The organism is Kitasatospora phosalacinea (assembly GCF_000716545.1).
GTDB classification, from domain to species: Bacteria; Actinomycetota; Actinomycetes; order Streptomycetales; family Streptomycetaceae; genus Kitasatospora; species Kitasatospora phosalacinea.
The window spans coordinates 79,382-103,540 of the sequence record NZ_JNWZ01000007.1 but is presented as its reverse complement, the minus strand read 5'-3'; the positions used below and the strand labels follow the sequence as shown (position 1 = coordinate 103,540).

Below are 24,159 nucleotides of genomic sequence, written 5' to 3'. Positions count from 1 at the left end.
AGGGGGGACGGGTTCAGCGGGCGGCGGCGTGGCCGAGGCCGGCGTCGCGGGCCAGGACCAGGGCCTGGGCGCGGTCGGCGACGCCGAGTTTGCCGAGGATGTTGGAGATCCGGTTGCTGACCGTCTTGGAGGCGAGGGCGAGTTCCCGGGCGATGACGGTGTTGGAGCGGCCGGCGGCGAGGTGTTCGAGCACTTCGCGTTCGCGGTCGCTGAGTTGCGGGAACGGGTAGCTGCGCGGGCGGGGGCCGGTGCCGATCAGGGTGCCGAGCCGGGCCGCGATGACGCGGTCGAGGATGGCCTCGCCGGCGCCGACGGCGTGGATGCCGCGGACGATCTGGTCGGCGGTGGCGCGCTTGACCAGGTAGCCGCGGGCTCCGGCGCGGAAGGCGGCGGCGACGGCCTTGTCGTCGTCGAGGGTGCTGAAGACCAGGACGCCGGTCTCGGGGGTGAGGCGCAGGATCTGGCTGATCATCCGCATGCCGGCGCCCTCGTCGAGTTGCGGGTCGAGGACCAGGACGGCGGGCCGGTGCCGGGAGGTGGCGGCGAGCACCTCGCCGGTGGTGCCGGCCTCGCCGACCACGACGGCGTCCCCGGCGGCCTCGACCATGGAGCGGACGCCCTGCCGGACGGCGGGTTGGGCGTCGGCGAGCAGCACGGTCAGCGGCGTGGTGATCCCGTGCTGGTTCATCGCGTCCCCCTCGCGGCGTCTGGTGGTGCGGCGGTGGTGCGGTGCGGTGTGGCGCACGAAGTCGATCACCGGTAGTGATGATTCCGTTACCTCATGATGATCTGATCAATTCGCCGTCTCAAGTGCGCAATGTCATGCAGAAGTTGGCAGATGTGACGATTGGGCGGCCGATTCCCGGGCCTTGCGCATGATCTCCTCGCGGCCGCGCCAGTGCGACCAGAACGCGCCGGTGTAGCCGAGGCCGCCCAGGCTGGTGAGGAAGGGGTTGTCGGCGTAGTTGTTGTCGTGCTCGCTCATGCCCTCGACGGTGGGCAGCATGACCCGGTGGTGGTCGGCCGGGTCGATCAGCGCCCACAGGTCGGCGACGGCACCGTGCCAGCGTTCGGCGGGGTCGGTGGCGCGGGCCGGGTCGGGCAGCAGGCCGGGCGAGAAGTAGCAGACCAGCCGGAAGTTGCCGTGCTCGTCGAACATGAACTGCCGCTCGTACTCGGCCGGGGAGGAGCACATCCGCAGCGGTTTCAGCACGATCGGACCGTCGGCGGTGTTGGACTGCAGGCCGGGGACGGTGCGCACGCCCGCGCACCGCTCGGCGAGGTCGATGCCCATCGGGGTGTACGGGAACAGCCGCAGGCCGAGCGAGAAGCCGGTGACGGTGGCGTCCAGGGCCATGAAGGCGTCCACGCAGGCGCGGACCGTCTCGGGGGTCTCCCCCGGCATGCCGAACAGCGCCTCGACCATGGTGAGGATGCCGCGCTCGTGGCACAGCCGCACCAGCCGCTCGGTGTCGGCGAAGGTGTAGTAGGTGCCGCCCTTCTCGGTGACCTTCCAGCCGCTGAGCACCTCGGGGCGGATGTGGTCGCTGCCGACGTTGACGCCCCGGCAGCCGGCTCCGGCCAGCAGGTCGGCGAACTCCTCGTCGAACGGGCTGGGCTGGCAGTAGACCCAGAGCCGCAGCTGGTTCAGCGGATTGTCCGGGTCGGCGTGCCGGCGGCGGACGATCTCCCGCAGCAGGTCCTTGGCGTGCGCGACGGAGAGGTTGAACTCGCTGTCGGTGGTGTGCTGGTCCAGGATGCCCTGGGCCGCCAGCGACTCCATCTCGTCGACCACGGAGGCGACTTCGCGCTGCCCGTAACGGGTGCCCTTGGCGTCGGGTTCGACGCAGTGCGAGCAGCGGTAGGCGCAGCCGTTCTTGGTCAGGATGGAGCCGAGGCCGCCGCGCCGGTAGTACTCCAGGTTGTCGACCCGGCGCGGCACGCCGGAGCGCCGCCGGTACACCGAGAGCCGGTCGACCTGCCACACCCGGGGCTCGAACTGGCCGGTGGGCTCGGCGGGTTGGGGCTGTCCGTGACGGACGGTGAGCACCGCGGGCGGGACCCGGACGGCGCCGCGCCCGGTGTTGCGGATCAGGCCGGGGATGCCGGCGGTGTCGCGGCCCTCGGCGATCGCGGTGGCCAGCTCGCAGATGATCTTCTCCCCGGGGCCCTTCACGCCGTACTCGATGCCGAAGTACTCGACCAGGGCGAACGGCATGGTGGAGAAGCCGATCCCGCCGCCGACCACGGGCGCGTCGGTGAGCCGGCGGATCTCGGTGATGATCTCCAGGTGCTCGCCGACGAACGGGCGCTGCTCGAAGGCGTACACGGTGTCGGTGTTGCGGACGGTCACCCCGACCAGCATCGGGGAGCGTTCGGCGAAGTACTCGTGCAGGCAGGTCTTCCAGTCGTCGCGGCGGAAGGTCAGGTCGAGCACCTCCACCTCGAAGCCGTCGTCCTCCAGTGCGGTGGTGAGCACGTCGAGGGCGTACGGGGCGATCGGCGGATGCACCTTGTTCGGGTTCACCAACAGGACGAGTCTGCTCATGGGTTTCCCTCCCCTGGGATTCGTGGCGGTCGGCGGCGGGTGCTCAGACCAGGCCGAGGCTGATGCCGAACTCGGGCTCGGAGCCCAGCAGGTACGCCCCGGCGGACTGCAGGATGCGGTCCTGGGCGACCAGGTGCTGGGCGAGGACTGCGGTGTCCCGCAGCCAGCGGTCCATCGGCGAGGTGCGGTGGATCGACCAGCTCTGCAGCAGGTCGTAGGCGCGGGAGACGATCTCCCGGGAGCTGCGGAAGGCGTGCAGCCAGGACAGCGGCGAGGCGGCGCGCTCGGTCGGGGTGAGGTCGTCCAGGGTGCCGCCGGCCGCGAGCACCTCCCACTGGCGGCGCATCGCGCCGTACACGCCCTCCCGGGTGGCGTTGAACGCGGCCTCCAGCCGGGAGAGTTCGGTCTGCACCCGCCAGCTCTCGGACCAGCCGTGGCCGGCCATCCGGTCGTAGCGGGTGGCGGCGACCTCGCGGACGTGGTCGAGCGCGGCCCGGGCCACGCCGAGCGGGACGCCGCACATCGCCCGGGTGAAGGAGTCCGGCTGGGTGAGCGGGCCGGGGCGGCCCTGCGGGGTGGCGAAGGTGTAGGTGTGCTCCTCGGGGACGAACACCCCGTCCATGGTGTAGTCGCAACTGCCGCTGCCGCGCAGACCGGTGGTGTTCCAGTTGTCGATCACCTCGACCTGTTCGCGACGCACCAGGAACTGCCGGGAGTCGTGCCGGTGCTTGCTGCCGGGAGCGGCCCAGGGCTCGCCGTCCTGGTAGACGAACGCGCCGGAGGTCACCCAGTCGGCGTGCCTGATGCCGGAGCCGAACGACCAGCGGCCGCTGAGCCGGAAGCCGCCGGGGACGCGCTCGGCCCGGCCGGAGGGCTGGAGCAGGCCGGCCACCACCAGGTCGAGGCGCGGGAAGACCTCCTTGGCGACGGTCTGGTCCAGGAAGTTGGCGTAGATGCCGGTGTTGGCGCCGATCACGGCGCACCAGGCGGCCGAGGCGTCGCCGTAGGCGAGGGCCTCCACCACCTCGGTCTGCTCCATCGAGGTGAGGCCGGGTCCGCCCCACTCGGGGCCGAAGCACATGCCGAACACGCCGGTGGCGCGCAGCAGTTCGACCACCTCGGCGGGCAGCGTGCGGTTGGCCTCGATCTCCGGGGCCCGCTCCCGCAGGACGGGCGCCAACTCCCGGGCGCGGCGCAGGATCTCCGTCGTCATGCTGGTCACTTCTCCTTCTGCGTCGGGTGGTTGCGTCGGGTGGCCGGCGGTGCTCAGTGGAGACCGAGGCCGATCCGGACCTTCGGGGGCCGGCCGAGCAGGTAGGCGCCGACCGACTCCAGGACGACGTCGTGGCCGATCTGGCCCTGGCTCAGCACGGCGGTGTCGCGCAGCCAGCGGTCCATCGGGGAGTCCTGGCCGATCGACCAGGTCTGCAGCAGGTCGTAGAGCCGGTTCACCACCGAGCGGGCGACGTGGACGGCGTGCAGGCCGGACAGCGGGACGGCGCCGCGCTCGGTGAGGGTGAGGTCGTCCAGCGTGCCGCCGGCCGCCAGCACCTCCCACTGGCGGCGGGTCGCGCCGTACACGCCCTCCCGGGCGGCGTTGAACTCGGCCTCGCAGCGGGCCAGTTCGGTCTGCACCCGCCAGCTGTCGGCCCAGCTGCGGCCGGCCATCCGGTCGTAGCGGGTGGTGGCGACCTCGCGGGCGTGGTCGAGCGCGGCGCGGGTGACGCCGAGCGGGACGCCGGGCAGGGCGCGCATGAAGGAGTCGGAGTAGGCCATCGGGTTGGGCGCGACCCGCGGCTCGAAGAAGGTGAAGGTGTGGCCCTCGGGGACGAACACGTCGGTGAGGGTGTAGTCGCTGCTGCCGGTGCCGCACAGGCCGGTGGTGTCCCAGTTGTCGACCGGCTCGGCGGCGGAGGCCCGGACGACGAACTGCATCGAGTCGTGGTCGTGCGGGCTGTCGGGGGCCGCCCAGGGCTCGCCGTCCTGGTAGACGAACGCGCCGGAGGTCAGCAGGTCGGCGTGCCGGACGCCGGAGCCGAACGGCCAGTGGCCGCTGAGCAGGTAGCCGCCGGGGACCCGCTCGGCCCGGCCGGCCGGGACCAGCGAGCCCGCGGTGATCAGGTCGGGACCGGTGTAGAGGGCGCGGGTCGCCTCCGGGGTGAGGAAGTTGGTGACCGCGCCGCCCATCGCGCCGATCCCGGCGCACCAGGCGGCGGAGGCGTCGCCGTACGCGAGGGCCTCGATCACCTCCAGCTGCTCCACCGAGGTGAGGCCGGGGCCGCCCGTCCCGGGGCCGTGGCCGATCCGGAACACGCCGGTGGCGCGCAGCAGTTCGACCACGTCGGCGGGCAGCGTGCGGTTGGCCTCGATCTCGGGGGCCCGCTTGCGCAGGACGGGCGCCAGCTCCCGGGCGCGGCGCAGGACCTCGGCGGCGCCGAGCGGGGTGTCGTCCGGGGCGGCTTTCGAGGTGTCGGTGTTCATCGGTCCACATCCAGGAGTCCGGCGGGCATGGCGAACGGGGCGTGCGGGTCGGCGGGTTCGACCTCGGAGGTGACGGTGCGCACCAGCGCGGCGGCGGCGTCCAGGCGCTGTTCGCAGGCGGCGACGCTGTCGGCCTCGCAGACCACGAAGGAGTGCCGGGCCAGGTAGCCGCCGGGGGGCAGCCGCAGCACGGTGCCGGGCGGGGCCATCGGGGCGGCGCGCAGCAGGCCGGGCGCGTCGCCGGGCTCGGGGAGGGTCAACTCCTCCAGTCGGCAGTCCCGTTCGGGGCAGCCGAAGCGGATGCCGGCCACCGCGGCGCGGGTCGGGGCGATCTCCGGTCGGCGGCCGACCGCGATGTCGAACAGCACCTCGCCGGGCTCCAGGCCGGTGGCGATCTTCCCGAGCAGCGGGATCAGGTCGCCGCCGAGCCGTCCGTTGACCTCGACGATCAGCGGGCCGCGCGGGGTGAGCCGCAGCTCGGTGTGGGTGATGCCGTCCTCGACGCCGAGCGCCCGGTGCGCGTCGGCCAGGTGGGCGAGCAGGGCGGGGTCGGAGAGCAGCGGGTCGGCGGCGTCGACGACGTGGCCGACCTCCTCGAAGTACGGTTCGTCGCTGCTGTACTTGCGGGCCAGGAACAGCGGCCGGTACTCGCCCTTGTGGACGGCGCCGTCGACGCTGATCTCGGGGCCGCCCGCGTACTCCTCGACGATCACGCTGGCCCGGTACGGCCCGGGGTCGACCCGGCTGGCGGACAGCGCGGTGTCGAAGGCCGCGTCGAGCTCGCGCTCGTCGGCGGCGAAGACCACGCCGATGCTGGCGCCCATGGCGCGCGGCTTGAGCACCACCGGGTAGCCGATCCGGGCGGCGGCGGCGCGGGCCTCGTCCAGGTCGGTGGTGAGCGCGAAGCCGGGCTGGCGCAGGCCGGCGGCGGTGAGCACGGTGCGGGTGCGCTCCTTGTCGCGCACCCCGCGCACGCCGCGTTCGGACAGGCCGGGGACGCCGAGTTCGGCGGCCAGCAGGCCCGCGTCGAGCACCAGCGGCTCGTCCCAGCAGAGCAGGCCGACCACGTACCGGCGGGCGGCGATCTCCCGGACGGTGGCGTTCATGGTGGCGGTGTCGAAGACGTCGGCCACCACGATCTCGTCGAAGTACTCGCGCTGCCAGGTCGGTCGCAGGTTGTTGACCAGCAGCAGTTCCAGCCCGGCGGCGCGGGCGCGGCGGCTCATCGGGCCGACCAGGTACTCGCGGTACTCCTTCAGTCCGCTGCCGATCACCAGCAGCGTGCCCGGCATCGCTTCCCGGTGCTCCGTCATGATTCCTCCTCTGCAAGGGGGTCGAGGTCGAACCGGACCAGCGCGGCGGCGGCGTCGGCGAGCCGGCGGGCCTCGGCGGGGGTGTCGGCGAGGGTGGTGACGATGCCGGCCCGGTCCCAGGAGCTGCGCAGAGCGGCGGCGCGGTGGCCGGGGCCGATGCCGACCACGGCGAGCCGCACGCCCTCGGCGGCGGAGGCGGCGTCCAGGCCGTGCACGGCGGTGACGGTGCCGGGCCGGCCGGGGGCCAGGAAGGCGGCGGCGGCGGCGCGTTCGGCCTTGGCGGGCAGCGGCCCCGGGTCCTCGCCGCGCATCAGCGCGTAGTAGGCGCCGGTGAGTTCGACGGGGTAGGCGGCCTCGATCAGGTCGGTGATGGAGTCGCCGGGCAGCCGTCCGGCGCACTCGACCAGCACCGGGACGCCGTCGGCGAGGATCCACTCGCAGTGCAGCACGCCGGTGCCGAAGCCGACGGCGGCGGCCAGCCGTTCGGTCTCCTTCGCCAGCAGCTCGTGCGTCTCGTGGGGCAGTTCGGCCGGGACGGTGTGCCCGGACTCGATCGGGTGCGGGCCGGGGTAGAGCAGTTTGCCGGTGGTGTTGGCGAACACCGGGCGGCCGTCGGCGACCAGCATCTCGACGCTGAACTCGGGCCCGTCGACGTACTGTTCGGCCAGCATGGCGGGCGGGATCGGCCGGTCGGGGACGAACACGCCCTCGTCCTGGGCCTGCCCGAACGCCCAGGCGGCCTCGGCCTCCTCGGGGCCGCCGACCACCAGGGTGCCGACCGAGGCCTGCCGGTTGGCGGGCTTGAGCACGGCCGGGCCGGGGTGCCGGGCCATGAAGCCGGCCAGTTCGGCGGCGCTCGCGACCGGCTCGGAGGCCGGGTTGGCTATCCCGGCGGCGGCCGCCACCACCCGCAACTGGTGCTTGTCGCGCAGCAGTTGGGCCGCTCCCAGGCTCGCACCGGGCAGCCCGTAGCGCTCGGCGAGCCGGGCCGCGAACGGCACCGCGTACTCGACGGCGGGGATCACCGCGACCGGGTCGAGCCCGGGGTGGGCGGCGAAGAAGGCGTCCGCCCGGCCCGGCAGGTGGTACTCCCACTCGATCAACTCGCGGGCGTAGTCGATCCGTTCGACCGCGTCGGCGAGGTGCCGCTTGCGGGCGACGTCCGGTTCCTCGACGTAGACCACCGAGTCGGCGGCCTGGAGGGCGGCCAGCGCGGGCACCGCGAAGGCGACGTAGCCGACGACCAGCACGGGACGGGCGCTCATGCCGCGCCCCCGACCGGCTCGACGGGCTCGGCGGCGGTCTCGGCGGCCCGCCGGTCCGCGTCGCGCTTGACGCCGTACACCGCGAGCGCGCCGGCCGCGGCGGCCGTCAGTCCGGCCATCGCCCAGAAGCCCTGGCCGAACCGCTCCCACAGGTAGACGCCGAACAGCGGGGCGACCGCCCCGGCCAGGCCGGTGACGGCGTGCATGGCGGCGAGGTAGCGGGCCTTGAGGTGGGACGGGAAGGTCGCCGGGTGGGCGAACATGCTGGGCGCCGCCGTCATCAGCCCGGCGACGTAGACCACCGCGCCGAGCAGCACGAACGCCCCGGAGTGCACCGCCAGCCCGTACACCGCCAGCCCGACCGCGTTCAGCGCGTGGCCCGCGCCGACCGCCAGGTAGGTGGGGATCCGGGTGATGTACGCGGTGATCTTCAGCTCGCAGCTGATCAGGATGACCGAGGAGGTGGCCAGCACCGCGCTGTACAGCCAGGTCGGGTAGCCGTCGCGGACGATCTCCAGCGGCAGCGAGACCGAGGACTGCACGTAGGTGAGCGTGCCGAGCGTGATCGCGGCCAGGTACGCCAGGTAGGCCCGGTCGCGCAGCATCGCCGCGTACGCGGCCCGGCCGGTGGCCCGGCGCTCGGAGGTCTCCCGGACCTCCGGCTCGGGCACCGCGTGCCTGGGCAGCAGCCGGTAGGCGAGGGCCGCGTAGAGCAGGGTGGTGGCGCCGTCGATCCAGAACAGCAGGTCCCAGTCGAGCAGGATCACCCCGGCGGCGATCAGCGGGGCGAGCGCGGCGCCGACGTTGAGGGCGATCCGCATCATCGAGAACGCCATCACGTGGTAGCGGTCCGGCATCAGGTCGCTGAGCAGCACCGACGCGGCCGGCCGGTACGCCTGGGCGAACAGCCCGGCCCCGGCGACGGCGAGCAGCAGCGGCACCAGCAGCCCGGGGCGGGCCAGCAGCGGCAGCACCGCGACCAGCGGCGCCGAGCCGGCCATCGCGACCACGATGGTGGTGCGGGCGCCGAGCCGGTGGGTGGCCTCGCCGCCCAGCACGGTGCCGACGGCGGTGCCCAGGCTGTACGCGCCGAGCGCCAGGCCCGCGGTGCCGCCCGACATGTTCCGGTGCGTCAGGTAGAGAACCAGGAAGGTCTGGACGAACGCGCCGAGCTGGTTGACCAGGACGCCGCCGAGCAGGTAGCGGACGGTGGCCGGGGTGGCCCTGAGCGTGTCGAGGACGCCGATCGGTGGCCTGTCGTCGTCGGTCATGCCGCCTCCTTCACTGCCTTGGCGATGCGTTCCGCGACCAGCGGAGCGGTGGAGAACCCGCCGCCGCCGCAGGCGGCGCGGGTCCACAGGCCCGGGGAGACCCGGGTGAGCAGCGGGCCGCCGGTGGCGGTGTCCGCGGTGTAGTGGCAGACCCGGACGCCGGCCACGGGGTAGCGCTCCAGGTCCGGCAGGATGCCCTCGGCGGCCAGCCGGTCCAGGTGGGGCCGCTGGTCCTCGCCGGTGCTGTCGGTGTCCGCGACGGGGCGGCACACCGTGTCGGAGCTGAGTTTGAGCAGGGTGCCGGCGCCGGGCGGCAGCACCCAGCCGCGGCCCGCGCGGCCGAGGCCGCCGGCGGCGGGCGCGTCGTCCCAGCGGTCGTCCCCGGCGGGGCGGCGCAGGTAGAGCATGGTCTGCCGGTGCAGGGTGACGGGGCTGTCGGCGAGCCGGCGCGTCCAGGGGCCGCCGGCCAGCAGGGCGAGGTCGGCGCGGAGCACCTCGCCGGTGTCCAGCACGATCCGGCCGGAGCCGGTGAACACCGAGCGGACGGTGCTGTGCGGGCGCAGCACCACGCCGGGCCGGGCGGTGAGCCAGCGGGCGGCTGCGTGCAGCACCCGGTCGGCGAGCAGGACGCCGCCGGTGAGCTCGCGCACCCCGACGGTGCCGGGCGGCAGTCCCAGGGGCGGGAGCCCGGCCGCCGCCGGCAGGTCGACGGGGACGCCGGACTTGTCGGCCTCGGCGAGCAGTTCGTCGAGGCGGTCGGCGGGGTGGGCGGTGAGCGTGCCGACCCGGCGGTACAGCGGGGTGCCGAACAGGGTCTCCAGGTCCTGCCAGTGGCGGTGCGCGTCGAGCCGGCGGGCGGTGCCGTCGGGGTCGCCGGGCAGCAGGGTGCGGATGGCGCGGTGCTGGTCGTGCGAGGTGGCGTCGGGGTTGGGCAGCGGGCCGCGTTCCAGCACGGTGACCCGGTGGCCGGCCCGGGCGCAGGCGACCGCGGTGAGCAGGCCGGTGACGCCCGCGCCGACCACCAGGACGTGCGCGGCGGTGCTGCTCACCGTCCGCCGCCGCGCACTCTGGCCGCCAGTCGGGGCAGGGCGCGGGGGCGGACGGTGGTGGCGGTGTGCTCGGCGGGGATCGCGGTGTCGGGCAGGCCCTCGGCGGCGAGGTCGACCAGCAGCGGGGCGGCGCAGCGCAGGAACAGGTCGAGTTCGTGCCAGAAGTCGCCGGCGTCGGTGTCGGTGACCTCCCAGCGGTCGAGCCGGCCGAGCTGTTCGGTGAGGGTGAAGGCGGCGGTGCTGAGGCTGAAGCGGCGCGGGCGCAGGGCGGCGGCGAAGCGTTCGGCGCTGAGTGCGGCGGCGTGCCGGGAGCGGGCGCTGACGGGCAGCGGGCCGCGGTCGAGGTACGCCTCGGCCTTGGCGGCGACCCGGTTCCAGGGTTCGACCAGGCGCTGTCCGCAGACCCGGTCCATGGCGGCGCGGGTGAAGTTGGTGCGCTGGTAGTCGGGGCCGGTGGCGGCCAGGTAGTAGCGGACCAGGTCGCGCGGGACTTCGGCGATGAGCTGGCGTCCGGTGACGACGTGGCCGCGGCTGGTGGAGAACTTGTCGCTGTCGAGCTCGTAGAACTCGTTGGTGACGAAGTGCGCGGGCAGGGCGAGTCCGCCGAGGGCGAGCAGCATGGCGGTGCCGGCCAGGGCGAAGGCGAAGCCGGCGTCGGAGCCGAAGAAGTAGGCGACTTCGGGGCCGGCCTCCAGCGCCCAGTGCCGTTCCTCGTCGCCGGGGACCTCGCCGCGCGACTCGGCGGCCAGCGCGATGGTGTGCAGGCTCCAGGCGACGGCCTCGGTGTCGGCGTACAGCACCTGGCCGGGGGTCTCGGCGAACGGGGCGGGGATGCCCCAGTCGATGGGCAGCGTGATCGGGTAGTCGGGCAGCCGGCCGGCCATCAACTCCTCGATCAGCTGGGCGAGTCGGGGCCGCATGGTGGGGGCGATCCGGGCGAAGTAGCTGGCCAGCGCCGGTCGCTGCTTCTCCAGCGGGAGGACCAGGACCTCCTTCTCCCGCAGTTCGACCGGGAGTTCGGGGTGCCGGGTGGAGCGCGGTTCGAGCAACTCGCCGGAGGCGATCCAGTGGCCGCAGCTCTCGCACAGCCCGGCGCAGCCCTCGGCCAGGCAGACCGGGCAGCCGCCGCGGACGTACGCGTCGGTGAGGTACTCGCCGGTGGCGGGCAGGTACGGGAACTTGACCTTGCGCAGCCTCAAGTGGCCTTCGCTGTGCAGCCGTTCGAAGAAGGTGCGGACGGTCTTGAGGTAGCGCTCGTCGAACCGGACGAAGCCGTCGGGGACGATGCCGGCCGCAGCGAGGGTCGCCTCGACCTGTTCGGCGGCTCGCTGCCGCAGCTCCTCGGGCTGTTCGCCGAGCCGGCGGGCGGTGGTGACGATGTAGTTCTGGGTGAAGTGCACACCGGTGCCGAACAGGGTGTCGCGGCCGGTGGCGCGGGCGTAGCGGGCGCACACGTCGGCGGACAGGAACGGGCCGGCCAGGTGGCCCAGGTGCAGGTCGCCGTTGGCGGTGGGGCCGGGGGCGATCACCAGCAGCGCGGCCATCAGCGTCCGCCCGCCGCGAGGGCGTTCAGGCCGTGGCGCTCCAGCAGGTCGCCGGTGATGTCGCGGGCCCGGTGGGCGAGCACGCTGATCAGCGAGTCGGCGATGCCGTGGGTGGCCTCGTTGACGCCCTGGAGGTACAGCGCGGCGTCGGTGCCGGCCCCCAGGTCGACCCGGTAGTCGCGGCTGACGGTGACCTCGGGCAGCCCGGCCTTCTCGGTCAACTCCCGTACCAGCGAGGGCATCCGGCTGTCGTAGCCGGTGCCGAGCAGGACGAGGTCGCAGCGCTGCTCGGTGACCTTGCCGGTGCGCCGGTCGCGCAGGTCGAGGACCACCTCGCCGTCCTCCTCGCGGGCGGCGAGCACCTCGGTCATCGCCCGGACCTCGGCCCGGCCGGTGCCGGTCATCCGCTCCCGGTAGAGCAGCATGTAGAGCTCGTCGAGGAACGGCGGGGCGAGCGCCGCGTAGTTGGTGAACCGCATCTCGTCGAGGAGCTGGGCGCGGGTCTCGGCGGGGGCGTCGTAGAACTCGTCCACGAAGGACGGGTAGAACAGCTCGTTGACGAACTTGCTGGTCTGGTAGTTCTGCAGGCCGATCGAGCGGACCAGCATGGTGACGGTGGAGTTCGGCAGGTTCTCGTACAGCGCCATGAACATCTCGGCGGCGCTCTGCGCGCCGCCGATCACCACGGTGCGCAGCGGGGCGTCCTTGTCGACGGCGTTGATCCGGCTGCGGAAGCGGGCGCTGTGGATGACCTTCTCGGCGGGCAGGTCGGCGAAGACCGGCGGGATGTGCATGTCGCGGCCGGCGCCGACGACCAGGTCGCGGCAGCGGATGGTGTCGCCGTCGGCGAGGGTGACCTGCCAGCCGGTGAGCTTGCCGTCGGCGTCGTGCCGCGGTTCGGCGGCGACGACCTTGGCGTCGTAGCGGATCCGCACCTTCTCCAGCGAGTGGGCGACCCACTGGAGGTAGTCGGAGAACTCCCAGCGGTGCGGGTGGAAGGTGCCCAGGTTGATGAACTGGTCCAGCCGGTCGTGCTGGTGCAGGAAGTTGAGGAACGAGAAGCGGCTGCGCGGGTCGCGCAGCGTCACCAGGTCCTTCAGGAAGGAGACCTGGCTGCGGGCCCAGGGCATCAGCAGGTCGCGCTGCCACTTGATGTCCGGTGCCTGTTCCAACAGCAGGGTGCGCTCGGCCAGTTCGGCCGATCCGCTCTCCTCGATCGCGGCGGCGAGGGCCAGGTTCGCCGGGCCGGCGCCGATCGCCAGTACGCCCACCTCTAGGTCAGCCACACTTTCCCCCTCGTGAACTCGGTTTCGTCCAGGGCCGGTTGTCGTGCCTCTGTCGCGACGAGGAATCTAGGAAGCCGGGGTTCCCGGCAGGTAGGGCGGGCTTCCCGGCGGCGGGGGAATTTCCGGACGGGCGCGCGAAGGGCCCCGGGGAACCCGCCCCGGGGCCCTTCCCGCCGTGCGGGCGCTACTTCCTGGTGATGCGCAGCACGCCGGTCTCGGTGCCCTGGTAGAGGGTGCCGTCGGGCGCGGTGGTGCCGGTCATCTGCAGCGGGTTGTACAGCAGTCCGATGCCGAAGGAGCCGCCGGCGACCTTGGCGCCGGTGGCCGGGTCGATCACGGCGTGCGAGTAGGTGGCGAAGGTCTGGGTGCCGATCGAGTCGGTGGGGCCGCTGACGGTGACGGTGTAGATCAGGTCGTCGCCGAGCGAGAGCCGGGGCAGCGCCGCCGACTTGACGTCGCTCTCCCACACGGTGGTGCAGCCGGTGCCGCTCGCGTTCAGGTCGACCCGGGCCAGGCCGCCCTGGTAGGAGGCCGAGGACGGGACGCTGGCGGGCGCGCCCGCGGGCAGCGCCGGGTACGGGTAGCCGTAGGTGTTGGTGACGAAGACGCTGCGGCCGGAGGCGATCACCGCGTCCTCGGTGCCGCTGGCGGCCCACTTGGTGAGCACGGGCGTGGTGCAGACCGGCGCCGGCCCGGCGTCCACCCTGTAGACCAGCAGGTTCTCGTGCGGCGCGGCGTTGTCGGTGATGGTGACGTACTCGGTGCCGTCGCCGGGGCCGAAGAAGCCGGGCGTGGCGCCGGTGCCCCAGCTGAGCTGGCCGGGCTTGCGACCGGGGCCGCGGTCGTACGGGGCGCGCCACTGCACGACGGGCGTGCCGTCCGCGCTCTGGCCGAGCAGGTACAGGGCGTGGTCGGTGGCGACGGCGGTGTGGCCGGGGACGGTGGAGATGCTGTTGGCGACGCCCTCGCCGGTGGCCAGGGTGCGGACCGCGCCGGTGGCGGTGTCGGCGGTGCCGATCACGCCGCCGCCGGTGGCGAACCAGACCTTGCCGTCCCAGCCGGGGCTGAGGCCGACGATGTTGTCGCCGGACGGTACCGCGCCGGCCAGCGGGGTGCTCTGGTCGACCGTCAACTGCCAGCCGCCGCCGCTGGTGCGGTGGTGGCCGATCCGCAGCAGGTTGTCGTTGCCGTCGACGCCCACCAGCCGGTCACTCTGGTCGAGGTAGGCGTACACGCCGCCGAACAGCGCGCCCTTGGGGAGTTCCAGCGAGGCCAGGTCGTCGCCGTCGGCCGGGTCGAGCAGGTGCACGGTCGGGGTCTGGCCGAAGATCGTGGTGCACAGCGCGACCGGGTAGCCGTCCTGCCCGACCGTGACGGTGGGGCAGGCGGAGGCGAGCGCGGTGCGGCTCCACTTGACGGCGCCGGTGCCCGGCCCGGCGTACGGGGTGGTGTCGCTGGACGCGGAGTCGCCGTGCATCCCGGCGTTGCCGTTCGGGGCGGTGGCCGGGTTCTGCGGCGGCAGCGGCCCGAAGGCCGTGGCGGCGAGCGCCGCGGCCAGGGCGAGGGCGGGGAGCAGCAGGCGGGTGCGCATGGCGGGGTCCTGTTCCGGGAGGCGGGGTCCTTCCGCCGGGAGCGGAAGGAAGTGGACGCCGAACGGCACACGGCACCGGGGACGGGGGAAGCGCGGGGCCGCTCGGCGGAATGCGTGAGCGGCCCTCGACGGGAGGGGAGGGGTGCGGGCCGCGTCAGCCGACGCGGCGACAACCCGTCGTGGTGGCACGGCCATGGTCGACATGGCGGCGGCTCACCAGCAGGGTCATGTCACGCACCCTAACGGCCGCCCCCGCACCGCGCTGCCCCCTTCTCACCTTTCGGACGGACGGCCTGACCCGGCCGCGGAGCCGGGCGGGGAGTCCGGGGAGCTTCGCGGGCAGCGCGGTCTCCAGCGGATCGGAGCCCAGCGCGTCCGCGACCACCGCCGCGACCTGCTCGCCGTGCCGCTCCGCCACTGCCGCCGTCAGCACCTCCGCCCCCTGCCGGGCGGCCGCTCAGAGCATCCGCTGCGCGGTCGCGGCCTTCTCCAGCAGGGCCACGGCCTCGGCGGTGCGGCCCTGGTCGGCGAGGAGCCGGGCCCGGTACTCCATGGCGTAGGCGTCGCCCAGTTCCTCCGCGCGCCGGAAGGCGTGCACGGCCCGGTCGAGGTCGCCGTCGTCGCGGAAGGCCACGCCCAGGGCGGTGATCGGGAACGCCTGGTCCTGGGCCAGGATCTCCGGCGCCCAGCGGTCCACCCCGGCCGCGTCGCCGCGTTCCAGGGCCTGCTTGACCAGGCCCAGCATGGCGTCGGGGTCGCCGAGGGCGGCGACCTGCTCCCAGATCACCTGGGCCCGGTTGCCGTCCCCGGCCGCCGAGTGGTGCGCGCCCAGGTTGTACCCGGAGACGGTGTTCCCGGCCGCCCAGGAGCGCTCCCACCAGTACAGCGCGGCCTTCTGCTCGCCGTTCGAGTAGTACACCGTCCCCAGGTCGCCCATCGCGACGTCGTCCCCGGCCTCCGCGGCAGCCAGCATCGCGACCAGTTCCCCGTCCGGCGGCCGGTAGGACGCCCCGGCCGCCACCCGCGACACCGACTGCCCGTCCCGCTCCGCGCGCCGCTTCCCGCGCCACCACTGCCATCCCACCGGAACCACTCCCGCCCGCGCACGAACCGTCACGACCCGGCGATGATGCCACCCGGCACGTGCGCCCCCCGCACCGGGCCGGTTGGTTCCCCGGGGCCGGGGCGGGGCATGGCTTGGGGGGGACACCGCTGTGCGGTACGGGACGGGCAGGGCGAGAGGGGCCGTGGTGGGTACGGAGTGGGCGAGTGACGCGGTGCTGTACCAGATCTACCCGCAGAGCTTCGCTGACGGGAACGGGGACGGGATCGGCGACTTCGCGGGCCTGACGGAGCGGCTGGAGTACCTGCGCTGGCTGGGGGTGGACGCGGTGTGGCTGAACCCGTGCTTCGCCTCCCCGTTCGGCGACGCCGGCTACGACGTGGCGGACTTCCTGACCACCGCGCCCCGCTACGGGACGCCGGAGGACCTGGCGAAGTTCACCGAGGAGGCCCGCCGCGGCGGCATCCGGGTGCTGCTGGACCTGGTCGCGGGCCACACCTCGGACCGGCACCCGTGGTTCGTCCGCTCGGCCGCCGACCCCGACGACCACCGCTACGTGTGGGCGGACCGCCCGGCCCCCGGGTACGTGGCCTCGCCGGGCGGCCGCCCGGGCTGGTACCGGCCCAACTTCTTCGACTTCCAGCCCGCGCTGAACTTCGGCTACGCCCGCACCGACCCGGCCGAGCCGTGGCGGCAGCCGGTGGACGCCGAGGGCCCGCGGGCCAACCGGGCGGCGCTGCGCGAGATCATGGCGCACTGGTTCGCGCTGGGCGTCTCGGGCTTCCGGGTGGACATGGCGTCCTCGCTGGTCAAGGACGACCCCGGGTTCGTGGAGACCGGCCGGCTGTGGCGCGAGACCCGGGCCTGGATGGACGCGAACCACCCCGACAACGTGATCCTGGCCGAGTGGGGCGACCCGGCCCGCTCGGTGCCGATGGGCTTCCACGGCGACTTCTTCCTGCAGTTCGGCGGCCCCGGCGACGGCGCGGCGCTGCGCTCGCTGTGGAACAACGGCGCGGGCACGGTGCACGAGGAGTGGTCGGCGCAGCCCTGCTACTTCGACCCGGAGGGGCGCGGTTCGATGGGCCCGTTCCTGGCCGAGTGGGAGCGCACCGCGAAGGCCGCGGCCGGGCACGGCTTCGCCTCGCTGCCGACCGCGAACCACGACTTCTCCCGGCTGGTCTGCGGCCCGCGCACCCGCGAGCAGGCGGCGGCCGCCTTCACCTTCCAGCTGACCTGGCCGACCGTCCCGACGATCTACTACGGCGACGAGATAGGCATGCGCTTCGTGCCCGGCCTGCCGGACACCGAGGGCAGCGTGCTGGGCCCGCGCTACAACCGGGCCGGTTCGCGCACCCCGATGCAGTGGGACGCCACGGCGGACGCCGGGTTCTCCTCCGCGCCCGCCGAGAGCTTCTACCTGCCGCTGGACCCCTCCCCCGACCGTCCGGACGTCGCCTCCCAGCGCGCCGACGAGTCCTCGCTGCTGCACCGGGTACGGGAGTTGATCGCGCTGCGGCGCGCGCACCCGGGCCTGGGGCCGCACGCACCGGTCGAACTGCTGCACACCGGCTACCCGTTGGCGTACCTGCGGGGCGAGCGCTACCTGGTGGTGGTCAACCCGCGCCGGACGCCCGCCTGCCTGCCGGTGGAACGCGACCTGCCGGGGCGGCCGCTGTTCGGGCGGGGCGTGTCGCTGACCCACTCGGTGCTGCGCGCGGAGGGCTTCTCGTACGCGGTCTTCACCCGCTGAACCCGGCTGCCGGCCTTCGCCGCACAGCGGTCCGACCGCAGGCGTGCGCCGGTGGGGCACGCCTGCGGTCGGTGCGGTGCCGACCGGCCCGCCCGCCCTGCTCTTCGCCCGCGGTCCGTCCCGGCCCCGGCTGTTCCTGCTCGCCGCCGTCCCGGGACCGGGACCGGGACCGGGACTGGGGCTGGGGCTGCTCCGCCCGTAAGGCCCTCTCCCGACAGCCGTCGGCACCCGGACGGGTCCTCGGAGGGACGCCCGCGGTGATCGAAACGCGGCGGCCGATTGCCGCCAGCGACCGGCGCCCGACCGGACGAAGCTCGACGGCATGAACAGCAACCGCATCGAAGGACGCGCGGCCCTGGTGACCGGCGGCAGCCGGGGCATCGGTGCCGCCGTCGCACTCCGGCTCGCCCGGCAGGGCGCCGACGTCGTCCTGACCTACCGCCAGGAGACCGAGCAGGCGGACCGGGTGGTCCGGGAGATCGAGGCACTGGGCCGCCGGGCGCTGGCGGTCCGGGCCGACAACGCGGTCGAGGAGGAGCTGACCGGCGCGGTGGACCGCGCGGTGGAGACCTTCGGACGGCTGGACGTCCTGGTCAACAACGCCGCCGCGTTCCCCTCCGGGCCGCTGGACGGGGTCGACACGGCCCAGCTCGACAGCACCCTGGCCGTCAACGTCCGCGCCCCGTTCCTGCTGGCCCGGGCCGCCGCGGAGCACCTGCCGGAGGGCGGCCGGATCATCGGCATCGGCAGCAACATCGCCGACCGGGTCCCGTTCCCCGGCCTCGCCCTGTACGCGATGACCAAGACCGCACTGATCGGCCTGACCAAGGGCCTGGCCCGCGAGCTGGGCCCGCGCGGGATCACCGTCAACCTGGTCCACCCCGGCCCGACCGACACCGACGCCAACCCCGCCGACGGCCCGAACGCCGCCGGCATCAGCGGGATCACGGCCCTCGGCCGCTACGCCGCCCCCGCGGAGATCGCCGCCGTCGTCGCCCACCTGGCCGGCCCCGAAGCGGGGTACGTCACGGGCGCGGTGATCCCGGTGGACGGCGGTTTCTCGGCCTAGGAAGGGCACGCGTTCGGAGGGCGCGCGTTCAGGGGCCCGGGAACGGCGGGGCCGTCCTGCCGACGGTCGGCGCCCACCGGGCGGATTTCCCCCGCTTCAGCCCCGCAGGCCGTCGCCCAGGAGTAGGACCGTGAGCGCGACCGCCGCCGCCGCGATCACGGAGAGGAAGGGGGCGCGGCTGCGGGGCGGGGCGAGGAGGGTGGTGAGGGCGGGCGGGGCGGTGACGGCGAGGACGGGCCAGCCGGGGGCGAGCAGGAGGGCGGCCGCGGCCGCGGTGAGGACGGCGGTGGCGGCCGAGGCGCGGCGGCCGAGGCGTTGCGGCAGGCCGCGGACGCCGGCGGCGCGGTCCGCGGCCAGGTCGGGCAGGACGTTGGCGAAGTGCGCGGCGGTGCCGAGCAGCGCGCCCGCGCCGAGGACCTCCGGGGCGGGCCAGGGCCGCCCGGGCAGGGCGAGCGTGACGAAGGCGGGCAGCAGGGCGAACGCCACCGCGTACGGCAGCCAGGACCAGACGGTGGCCTTGAGCCGCAGGTTGTACGCCCAGCCGGCGGCCACCGCCACCAGGTGCGCGGTCGCCGCGGCCGCCCCGCAGGCCGCCGACAGCAGGACGCAGCAGACGACCGCCCAGCGGGTGGCCCCGGAGACCTGACGTGCCGTCAGTTCATCGGCGGCGAGCGGCTTGTCGGCCCGTCCGGCGTCCGCGTCCCGGTGCCGGTCGATCAGGTCGTTGCTCCAGCCGATCGAGAGCTGTCCGGCGGCGACCGCGCCGGCGGTGAGGGCCGTGCCGAGCGCGCCGCGTCCGGCGGTGGCGGCCATCGCGGCGGCCAGTGCGGTGACGGCGGCGGCCGGTGCGGGGTGGCAGGCCCGCAGCAGGGTGCCGATCCGGGCCCGGTTCTCCACGACTGTGCTGCTCACACCGGCCAGGCTAGGCGGTGCGCGGCGGATCGCCGACGAGGACATGGACGATTCGTCAAGATCCTCGGCGGGGAACGGAATTCACCCGTCGGGCGCGGCTCCGCGGCCCGTATACTCCACCGGCCCGCCCCGCTGCCCACGGAAGGAGGAGCCGACGGTGGTGCACCTCGGTTTCGCCGCTGACCAGCCGATCGCCGCCTCGCTCGCGGCGGAGTCCGCCGGCTGGTCCACCGGCTACGGTGAGCTCGCCGTGGACCTGTCGCTGACCGTACTGCTCGCGCTGGTCGTCCGGCTGCTGTCGCTGCCGCTGCTGCGCCGCGCCCAGTTGGAGGCCCGGAGGCGGGCGGTGGCCTCGGTGTCCGGCTCGGCGCCGGTGGAGGCGGGGGCGGTGGCGGCCGAGGTCGCGGCGTGCATGGTGTTCGCGGCCGGGTTCGTGGCGGCGGCCTCCGCCGTCCCCAACTACGGCTTCGAACTGCTGCGCGGTTCGCTGGTGTTCGCGGACTCGCAGCACATGGCGATGGACCTCGGCCTGACCGTCGGCGGTGCGGAGCTGCGGGTGCTGATCATCGGCGCGGTGCCGCTGGCGGCCTGGCTGCTGCTCGCCCACCTGTCGCGGCGCGCGCTGCTCTCCGTCGGGATGCCGGCCGCGGTGGCCGCGGACGGACGGGTCCGGCGGCGGAACCTGCTCCGGCTGGGCCTGTTCGCCGTCGCCGGGGTGCTCGTGCTGCCGATGGGCGTGCTGGCGGCCGGCGCGGTGTTCCAGGCGGTCGCGCTGGTCTCCGCCCGCCGACTGCCCGCACCGACCGCACCGACCTGGCCGACCGCCGGATTCGCCTTCCCGCCGCAGACCGGAGCGGCGCCCGGGGCTTTCGCGCACTCCCCGGCGAACCCGTACGTCGCCGCGCCGGGCCCCGACCCCTTCTTCGCGGCCCCCGCGCGGGACGCCGCCGCACCCGCCGCGCCGCCCGCGACCGCCCCCGCCACCGCGTACGCCCCCGCGTACACCCCCGCCGCACCCGGGCCCGTCCGGGTGCCGCACCAGCCGCTGAACGGGCACGAGCCGCGCGGCATCGGCGGGTACCGGCTGCTGGGCCGGATCGGCGCGGGCGGGATGGGCACCGTGTACCTGGCGCAGCGGGAGGGGGCGGCGACCCAGGTCGCGCTGAAGACGATCAACCTGGACCTGCTGGACGACCCCGACCTGCTGCGCCGCTTCCAGCGGGAGTCGGAGGTGCTGGCGATGGTGCCGGGCGCGTACACCGCCCGGGTGCTGGACACCGGGGTGGACGCGGGCCGCCCGTTCCTGGCGATGGAGCTGCTGGACGGGCGGCCGCTCGACGCGCACCTGCGCGAACTCGGGCCGCTGCGCTCCCCCGAGGCGCTGCGGGCGCTCGCCCTGGCCCTGGCCGTGGCCCTCTCGGGGGTGCACCGGCTCGGGCTGGTCCACCGGGACCTCAAGCCCGCCAACATCATGCTCACCTCGGCCGGTCCCCGGCTGCTGGACTTCGGCATCGCCGCGCTGGTCGACGGCACCCGGCTGACCATGACCGGCGCCAACCCCGGCACGCTCACCTACATGGCGCCCGAGCAGTTCGGCGAGGAGCGGGTCGGCACCGCCGCGGACGTCTGGGCCTGGGCCTGCTGCGTGGTGTGCGCGGCGCACGGCGCCAGCCCGTTCGCGGCGACCAGCACCGGCGGGGTGATCCGCCGGATCGTCGACACCGGCCCCGAGCCGTCCGCGCTGGCCGCCGTCCGCGCCCTGGACCCGGCCCTGGCCGCCGCCGTCACCCGCGCCCTCGCCCCGGACCCGGCCGCCCGCCCGGCGGACGGCGCCGCGCTGCTGGCCCTGCTGACCGACGCCCCGCAGTCGGACCTCCGCGAGGAGATCACCTGCGGCTGGAACACCCTGCGCCTGTGACCGTCCGCCCTCCCGGCACGACTGGCCCGTGACCGACCCGCCCGCCACGGCCGCCGCGCACTTCGCCCTCCGGCTCCAACCCCTCACCGGCCCCGGCCTGGCCTCGACCGCCTGGTGTCCGCCTCCCCTCCCCCGCCGGGACGCCCGCCGCCGTCCCGGGCCCCCTCCCGCCAACGCGGTGCGCACGGTGCGCACCGTGCCCGCCCTGTTCCCCTGACCGCCCGTCACCACCGGGACGCGCCCGAGTGGGCGAATTGCCGGATTCGGGTGGACTCTTCCCTATCCTGGGCCGGTGACGCGGATCGCGGCTGTGCACGGAGTGCTCCCGGCCCACCGCTACGGGCAGCGGGAGTTGGCCGGAGCGGTGGCGGCGCTGCGCCCGGACGGCGACGGGCACGCACGGGCCCTCGCCGAGCGGTTCGCGGCGGGCGCGGGCGTGGAGTTCCGGCACCTGGCGCTCCCGTTGGAGCGGTTCGCGGAGCTCGACGGTTTCGGCCGGACCAACGACGCCTGGCTGGCGGCCGCGGCCGAACTCGCCGAGCGGGCCGCCGCCGGGGCCCTGCGCGAGGCCGAACTCCCGCCCGAACAGGTCGACTTCGTCGTCTCCACCACGGTCACGGGCGTCGCCGCCCCCTCCCTGGAGGCCCGGCTGGCGCCCCGGCTGGGCCTGCGCGAGGACGTCCGGCGGCTGCCGCTGTTCGGCCTGGGCTGCGCGGGCGGGGCGGCGGGCGTGGCGGCGGTGGACGATCTGCTGGCGGGCCGTCCGGGCGGGACGGCGCTGCTGCTGGCCACCGAGCTGTGTTCGCTGACGCTGCAGCGCGCCGACACCTCGACGGCGAACCTGCTGGCCACGGCGCTGTTCGGGGACGGCGCGGGCGCGCTGGTCGCGGTCGGCGACGCGGTCGACTGCGCGGGCCCCGAGGTGGTGGCGACCCGCAGCCGGCTGTACCCGGGCACCGAACGGCTGCTCGGCTGGGAGGTCGGCGACTCCGGCTTCCGGATCCTGCTGGGAGCCGAACTCCCGGAGCTGGTACGGCTGTTCGTGGGCGAGGAGGTGTCCTCCTTCCTGGCCGCGCACGACCTGAAGCCGAACGACGTGACGGCCTGGGTCTGCCACCCGGGCGGGCCGCGGGTGTTGGACGTGTTGCAGGACGAACTCGGCCTGCCCGCCGCCGCGTTGGCCCCGAGCCGGGCCTCGCTGGCGCGCTGCGGCAACCTCTCCTCGGCGTCCGTGCTGCACATCCTGCGGGACGTCCTCGCGGCGGGTCCGCCACCACCCGGCTCGTACGGCCTGATGCTGGCCCTCGGGCCCGGTTTCGCCTCCGAACTCATCCTGCTGCGTTGGTAGTCGCCCATGATCTGGTACACCGTCCTGATCGCGCTGGTCGCCGTGGAGCGACTGGCCGAACTGTTGGTCGCCCGCCGCAACGCCGCCTGGAGCCTGGCCCGGGGCGGCGTCGAGTACGGGCGCGGGCACTACCCGGCGATGGTGGTGCTGCACACCGCGCTGCTGGTCGGCTGCCTGCTCGAAGTGCGGTACGCGCAGCGGCCGTTCGTGCCCGTGCTGGGCTGGCCGATGCTGGCGCTGGCGCTGGGCGCGCAGGGGTTGCGCTGGTGGTGCATCCGGACGCTGGGGCCGCGCTGGAACACCCGGGTGATCGTGGTGCCGGGCCTGCCGCTGGTGGCCGGCGGGCCGTACCGGTGGCTGCGGCACCCCAACTACCTGGCGGTGGTGGTGGAGGGCTTCGCGCTGCCGCTGGTGCACACCGCCTGGGTGACCGCGCTCTGCTTCACCGCGCTGGACGCCTGGCTGCTGGCGACCAGGCTGCGCTGCGAGGACGCCGCGCTGGCCCGCTGCCGGGCGGCGGTGTGATCGACCTGCTGGTGGTCGGCGGCGGCCCGGCCGGGCTGGCCGCCGCGATCCACGCCGCCCGGGCGGGCCTGTCCGTCACCGTGCTGGAGCCGCGCGCGACGCCGATCGACAAGGCGTGCGGCGAGGGCCTGATGCCGGGCGCGGTGCGGGCCCTGGAGCGCCTGGGCGTCGGCGTCGAGGGCCGCCCGTTCGCGGGCATCCGCTACCTGTCGGCGGACGGCGCCCGCACCGCCGAGGCCCGCTTCCGCACCGGCCACGGCCTGGGCGTGCGCCGCACCGCCCTGCACGCTGCGCTCGCCGCCCGCGCCGAACAGCTCGGCGTCCACCGCCTCGCCGCCCGGGCCGACGGGCTGAACGTCACCCGGCACGCGGTCAGCGCCGGCGGGTTGACCGCCCGGCACCTGATCGCGGCGGACGGCCTGCACTCCCCCGTCCGCCGCGCCCTCGGCCTGCACCTCCCGGCCGCCGGCCGGCACCCGGCCAGGTACGGCCAGCGGCGGCACTTCGCGGTGCGGCCGTGGAGCGACCTGGTCGAGGTGCACTGGTCGCGGCACGCCGAGGCGTACGTGACGCCGGTCGCGGACGGCACGGTCGGGGTCGCCGTGCTGGGCACCGCGCGCCTCCCGTTCGACCGCCAACTCGAAGCGTTCCCGTCCCTGCTGGAGCGGCTGGGCGACGCGCAGGCCGGTCCGGTCCGGGGCGCGGGCCCGCTGCGGCAGCGGGCGGGGGCCCGGGTGCGCGGCCGAGTACTGCTGGTCGGCGACGCCGCCGGGTACCTGGACGCGCTGACCGGCGAGGGCGTCGCGCTGGCCCTGGCCTCCGCCGAGGCCGCCGTCCGCTGCCTGGCGGCCGGCCGCCCCGCCGCCTACGAACACGCCTGGCGCCGGGCCACCCGCTCCTACCGCCTGCTGACCGCCGCCCTGCTGGCCACCCGCCACCACCCCTGGCTGGGCCCCCGCGTCGTCCCGCTGGCCGCCGCCCTGCCGCCGGTCTTCGGCGCCGCGGTCAACCTGCTGGCCCGCTGATCCGCTCCTCCGGCAGCATCGGCTGCGGGCCGGGCGACAGCACGATCCGCGGCACCGGACGGACCTGGCCCGCCCCGGCGGGGCGCAGCCGCCAGCGGCCGGCGGTAGTCGCGGCGCGCCGACGTCGGCAGCAGGTCGGCGGCGGGCGGCACCACCCGCGGGTGGATGCCCCGCAGCAGCACGTCCAGCGCCCCGCGC

At 74.9% G+C, this 24,159-nt stretch carries 21 protein-coding genes; 7 read left to right on the top strand and 14 right to left on the bottom strand.

What is annotated here, in order from left to right; translation table 11 throughout:
- Positions 1–13: 13 nt before the first annotated feature.
- The 13 genes from OO48_RS05580 to OO48_RS05520 all read right to left on the bottom strand — a co-directional run bounded on the left by OO48_RS05580 (position 14) and on the right by OO48_RS05520 (position 15,432).
- Positions 14–757, bottom strand: coding sequence for a LuxR C-terminal-related transcriptional regulator (locus OO48_RS05580; protein ID WP_245194522.1), 744 nt, complete (start codon positions 755–757; stop codon positions 14–16).
- 63 nt (positions 758–820) lie between these two features.
- Entirely contained in the window at positions 821–2,548 is a 1,728-nt protein-coding gene (gene tsrT, locus OO48_RS05575) for a tryptophan 2-C-methyltransferase (RefSeq protein ID WP_033213206.1), read from the bottom strand.
- A 43-nt stretch (positions 2,549–2,591) separates the two neighbouring features.
- The gene (locus OO48_RS05570; RefSeq protein WP_033213205.1) at positions 2,592–3,761 is read right to left on the bottom strand and encodes an acyl-CoA dehydrogenase family protein; all 1,170 of its coding nucleotides are present in this window, start codon (positions 3,759–3,761) and stop codon (positions 2,592–2,594) included.
- 53 nt (positions 3,762–3,814) lie between these two features.
- On the bottom strand, positions 3,815–5,029 hold the full coding sequence (locus OO48_RS05565) for an acyl-CoA dehydrogenase family protein (protein ID WP_033213204.1): 1,215 nt from the start codon (positions 5,027–5,029) through the stop codon (positions 3,815–3,817).
- Positions 5,026–6,342, bottom strand: a complete 1,317-nt coding sequence (locus OO48_RS05560; protein WP_081951928.1) for an ATP-grasp domain-containing protein — start codon at positions 6,340–6,342, stop codon at positions 5,026–5,028. The genes OO48_RS05565 and OO48_RS05560 overlap by 4 nt, the downstream gene beginning before the upstream one ends.
- A complete protein-coding gene (locus OO48_RS05555) occupies positions 6,339–7,607 on the bottom strand; it encodes an ATP-grasp domain-containing protein (RefSeq protein WP_033213203.1) in 1,269 nt (422 codons plus the stop codon). Before OO48_RS05555 ends, OO48_RS05560 begins: the two co-directional genes overlap by 4 nt.
- Positions 7,604–8,878, bottom strand: coding sequence for an MFS transporter (locus OO48_RS05550; protein ID WP_033213202.1), 1,275 nt, complete (start codon positions 8,876–8,878; stop codon positions 7,604–7,606). The genes OO48_RS05555 and OO48_RS05550 overlap by 4 nt, the downstream gene beginning before the upstream one ends.
- Complete coding sequence (locus OO48_RS05545) at positions 8,875–9,927, bottom strand: NAD(P)/FAD-dependent oxidoreductase (RefSeq protein WP_051731764.1); 1,053 nt, start codon at positions 9,925–9,927, stop codon at positions 8,875–8,877. The genes OO48_RS05550 and OO48_RS05545 overlap by 4 nt, the downstream gene beginning before the upstream one ends.
- Positions 9,924–11,471, bottom strand: a complete 1,548-nt coding sequence (locus tag OO48_RS05540) for a class I tRNA ligase family protein (RefSeq protein WP_033213201.1) — start codon at positions 11,469–11,471, stop codon at positions 9,924–9,926. The genes OO48_RS05545 and OO48_RS05540 overlap by 4 nt, the downstream gene beginning before the upstream one ends.
- Entirely contained in the window at positions 11,471–12,757 is a 1,287-nt protein-coding gene (locus tag OO48_RS05535; RefSeq protein WP_033213200.1) for a lysine N(6)-hydroxylase/L-ornithine N(5)-oxygenase family protein, read from the bottom strand. The genes OO48_RS05540 and OO48_RS05535 overlap by 1 nt, the downstream gene beginning before the upstream one ends.
- 184 nt (positions 12,758–12,941) lie before the next feature.
- Positions 12,942–14,348: a hypothetical protein gene (locus tag OO48_RS05530; protein ID WP_033213199.1), complete on the bottom strand. Its 1,407-nt coding sequence runs from the start codon at positions 14,346–14,348 to the stop codon at positions 12,942–12,944.
- 154 nt (positions 14,349–14,502) lie between these two features.
- Complete coding sequence (locus tag OO48_RS05525; protein ID WP_033213198.1) at positions 14,503–14,781, bottom strand: hypothetical protein; 279 nt, start codon at positions 14,779–14,781, stop codon at positions 14,503–14,505.
- Between the two features lie 24 nt (positions 14,782–14,805).
- Entirely contained in the window at positions 14,806–15,432 is a 627-nt protein-coding gene (locus OO48_RS05520) for a tetratricopeptide repeat protein (protein WP_157845382.1), read from the bottom strand.
- A 163-nt stretch (positions 15,433–15,595) separates the two neighbouring features.
- On the opposite strand from OO48_RS05520, the gene OO48_RS05515 reads away from it, so the two are divergent.
- The gene (locus OO48_RS05515; RefSeq protein WP_033213196.1) at positions 15,596–17,164 is read left to right on the top strand and encodes an alpha-amylase family glycosyl hydrolase; all 1,569 of its coding nucleotides are present in this window, start codon (positions 15,596–15,598) and stop codon (positions 17,162–17,164) included.
- Positions 17,165–17,486: 322 nt separating this feature from the next.
- Positions 17,487–18,233, top strand: a complete 747-nt coding sequence (locus tag OO48_RS05510; RefSeq protein ID WP_033213195.1) for an SDR family NAD(P)-dependent oxidoreductase — start codon at positions 17,487–17,489, stop codon at positions 18,231–18,233.
- Between the two features lie 96 nt (positions 18,234–18,329).
- Here OO48_RS05510 and OO48_RS05505 read toward each other — a convergent pair whose 3' ends face one another.
- A complete protein-coding gene (locus OO48_RS05505) occupies positions 18,330–19,145 on the bottom strand; it encodes a UbiA family prenyltransferase (protein WP_245194521.1) in 816 nt (271 codons plus the stop codon).
- A 157-nt stretch (positions 19,146–19,302) separates the two neighbouring features.
- Here OO48_RS05505 and OO48_RS34890 point away from each other — a divergent pair, with 157 nt between their 5' ends.
- From OO48_RS34890 to OO48_RS05480, 5 genes are all read left to right on the top strand, one after another.
- On the top strand, positions 19,303–21,063 hold the full coding sequence (locus OO48_RS34890) for a serine/threonine-protein kinase (RefSeq protein ID WP_051731763.1): 1,761 nt from the start codon (positions 19,303–19,305) through the stop codon (positions 21,061–21,063).
- 28 nt (positions 21,064–21,091) lie between these two features.
- Positions 21,092–21,280: a hypothetical protein gene (locus OO48_RS05495; protein ID WP_033213193.1), complete on the top strand. Its 189-nt coding sequence runs from the start codon at positions 21,092–21,094 to the stop codon at positions 21,278–21,280.
- 75 nt (positions 21,281–21,355) lie between these two features.
- On the top strand, positions 21,356–22,411 hold the full coding sequence (locus OO48_RS05490; protein WP_033213192.1) for a type III polyketide synthase: 1,056 nt from the start codon (positions 21,356–21,358) through the stop codon (positions 22,409–22,411).
- Between the two features lie 6 nt (positions 22,412–22,417).
- Positions 22,418–22,936, top strand: coding sequence for an isoprenylcysteine carboxyl methyltransferase family protein (locus tag OO48_RS05485; protein ID WP_033213191.1), 519 nt, complete (start codon positions 22,418–22,420; stop codon positions 22,934–22,936).
- Positions 22,933–23,961: an NAD(P)/FAD-dependent oxidoreductase gene (locus OO48_RS05480; protein WP_033213190.1), complete on the top strand. Its 1,029-nt coding sequence runs from the start codon at positions 22,933–22,935 to the stop codon at positions 23,959–23,961. The genes OO48_RS05485 and OO48_RS05480 overlap by 4 nt, the downstream gene beginning before the upstream one ends.
- Positions 23,962–24,159 lie beyond the last annotated feature (198 nt).

What these genes read in the sequence shown, in the direction of transcription:
- tsrT (WP_033213206.1), bottom strand. Translation starts at nt 2,548, where the DNA reads ATGAGCAGACTCGTCCTGTTGGTGAACCCGAACAAGGTGCATCCGCCG.
- OO48_RS05570 (WP_033213205.1), bottom strand. Translation starts at nt 3,761, where the DNA reads ATGACGACGGAGATCCTGCGCCGCGCCCGGGAGTTGGCGCCCGTCCTG.
- OO48_RS05565 (WP_033213204.1), bottom strand. Translation starts at nt 5,029, where the DNA reads ATGAACACCGACACCTCGAAAGCCGCCCCGGACGACACCCCGCTCGGC.
- OO48_RS05560 (WP_081951928.1), bottom strand. Translation starts at nt 6,342, where the DNA reads ATGACGGAGCACCGGGAAGCGATGCCGGGCACGCTGCTGGTGATCGGC.
- OO48_RS05555 (WP_033213203.1), bottom strand. Translation starts at nt 7,607, where the DNA reads ATGAGCGCCCGTCCCGTGCTGGTCGTCGGCTACGTCGCCTTCGCGGTG.
- OO48_RS05550 (WP_033213202.1), bottom strand. Translation starts at nt 8,878, where the DNA reads ATGACCGACGACGACAGGCCACCGATCGGCGTCCTCGACACGCTCAGG.
- OO48_RS05540 (WP_033213201.1), bottom strand. Translation starts at nt 11,471, where the DNA reads ATGGCCGCGCTGCTGGTGATCGCCCCCGGCCCCACCGCCAACGGCGAC.
- OO48_RS05530 (WP_033213199.1), bottom strand. Translation starts at nt 14,348, where the DNA reads ATGCGCACCCGCCTGCTGCTCCCCGCCCTCGCCCTGGCCGCGGCGCTC.
- OO48_RS05510 (WP_033213195.1), top strand. Translation starts at nt 17,487, where the DNA reads ATGAACAGCAACCGCATCGAAGGACGCGCGGCCCTGGTGACCGGCGGC.
- OO48_RS05485 (WP_033213191.1), top strand. Translation starts at nt 22,418, where the DNA reads ATGATCTGGTACACCGTCCTGATCGCGCTGGTCGCCGTGGAGCGACTG.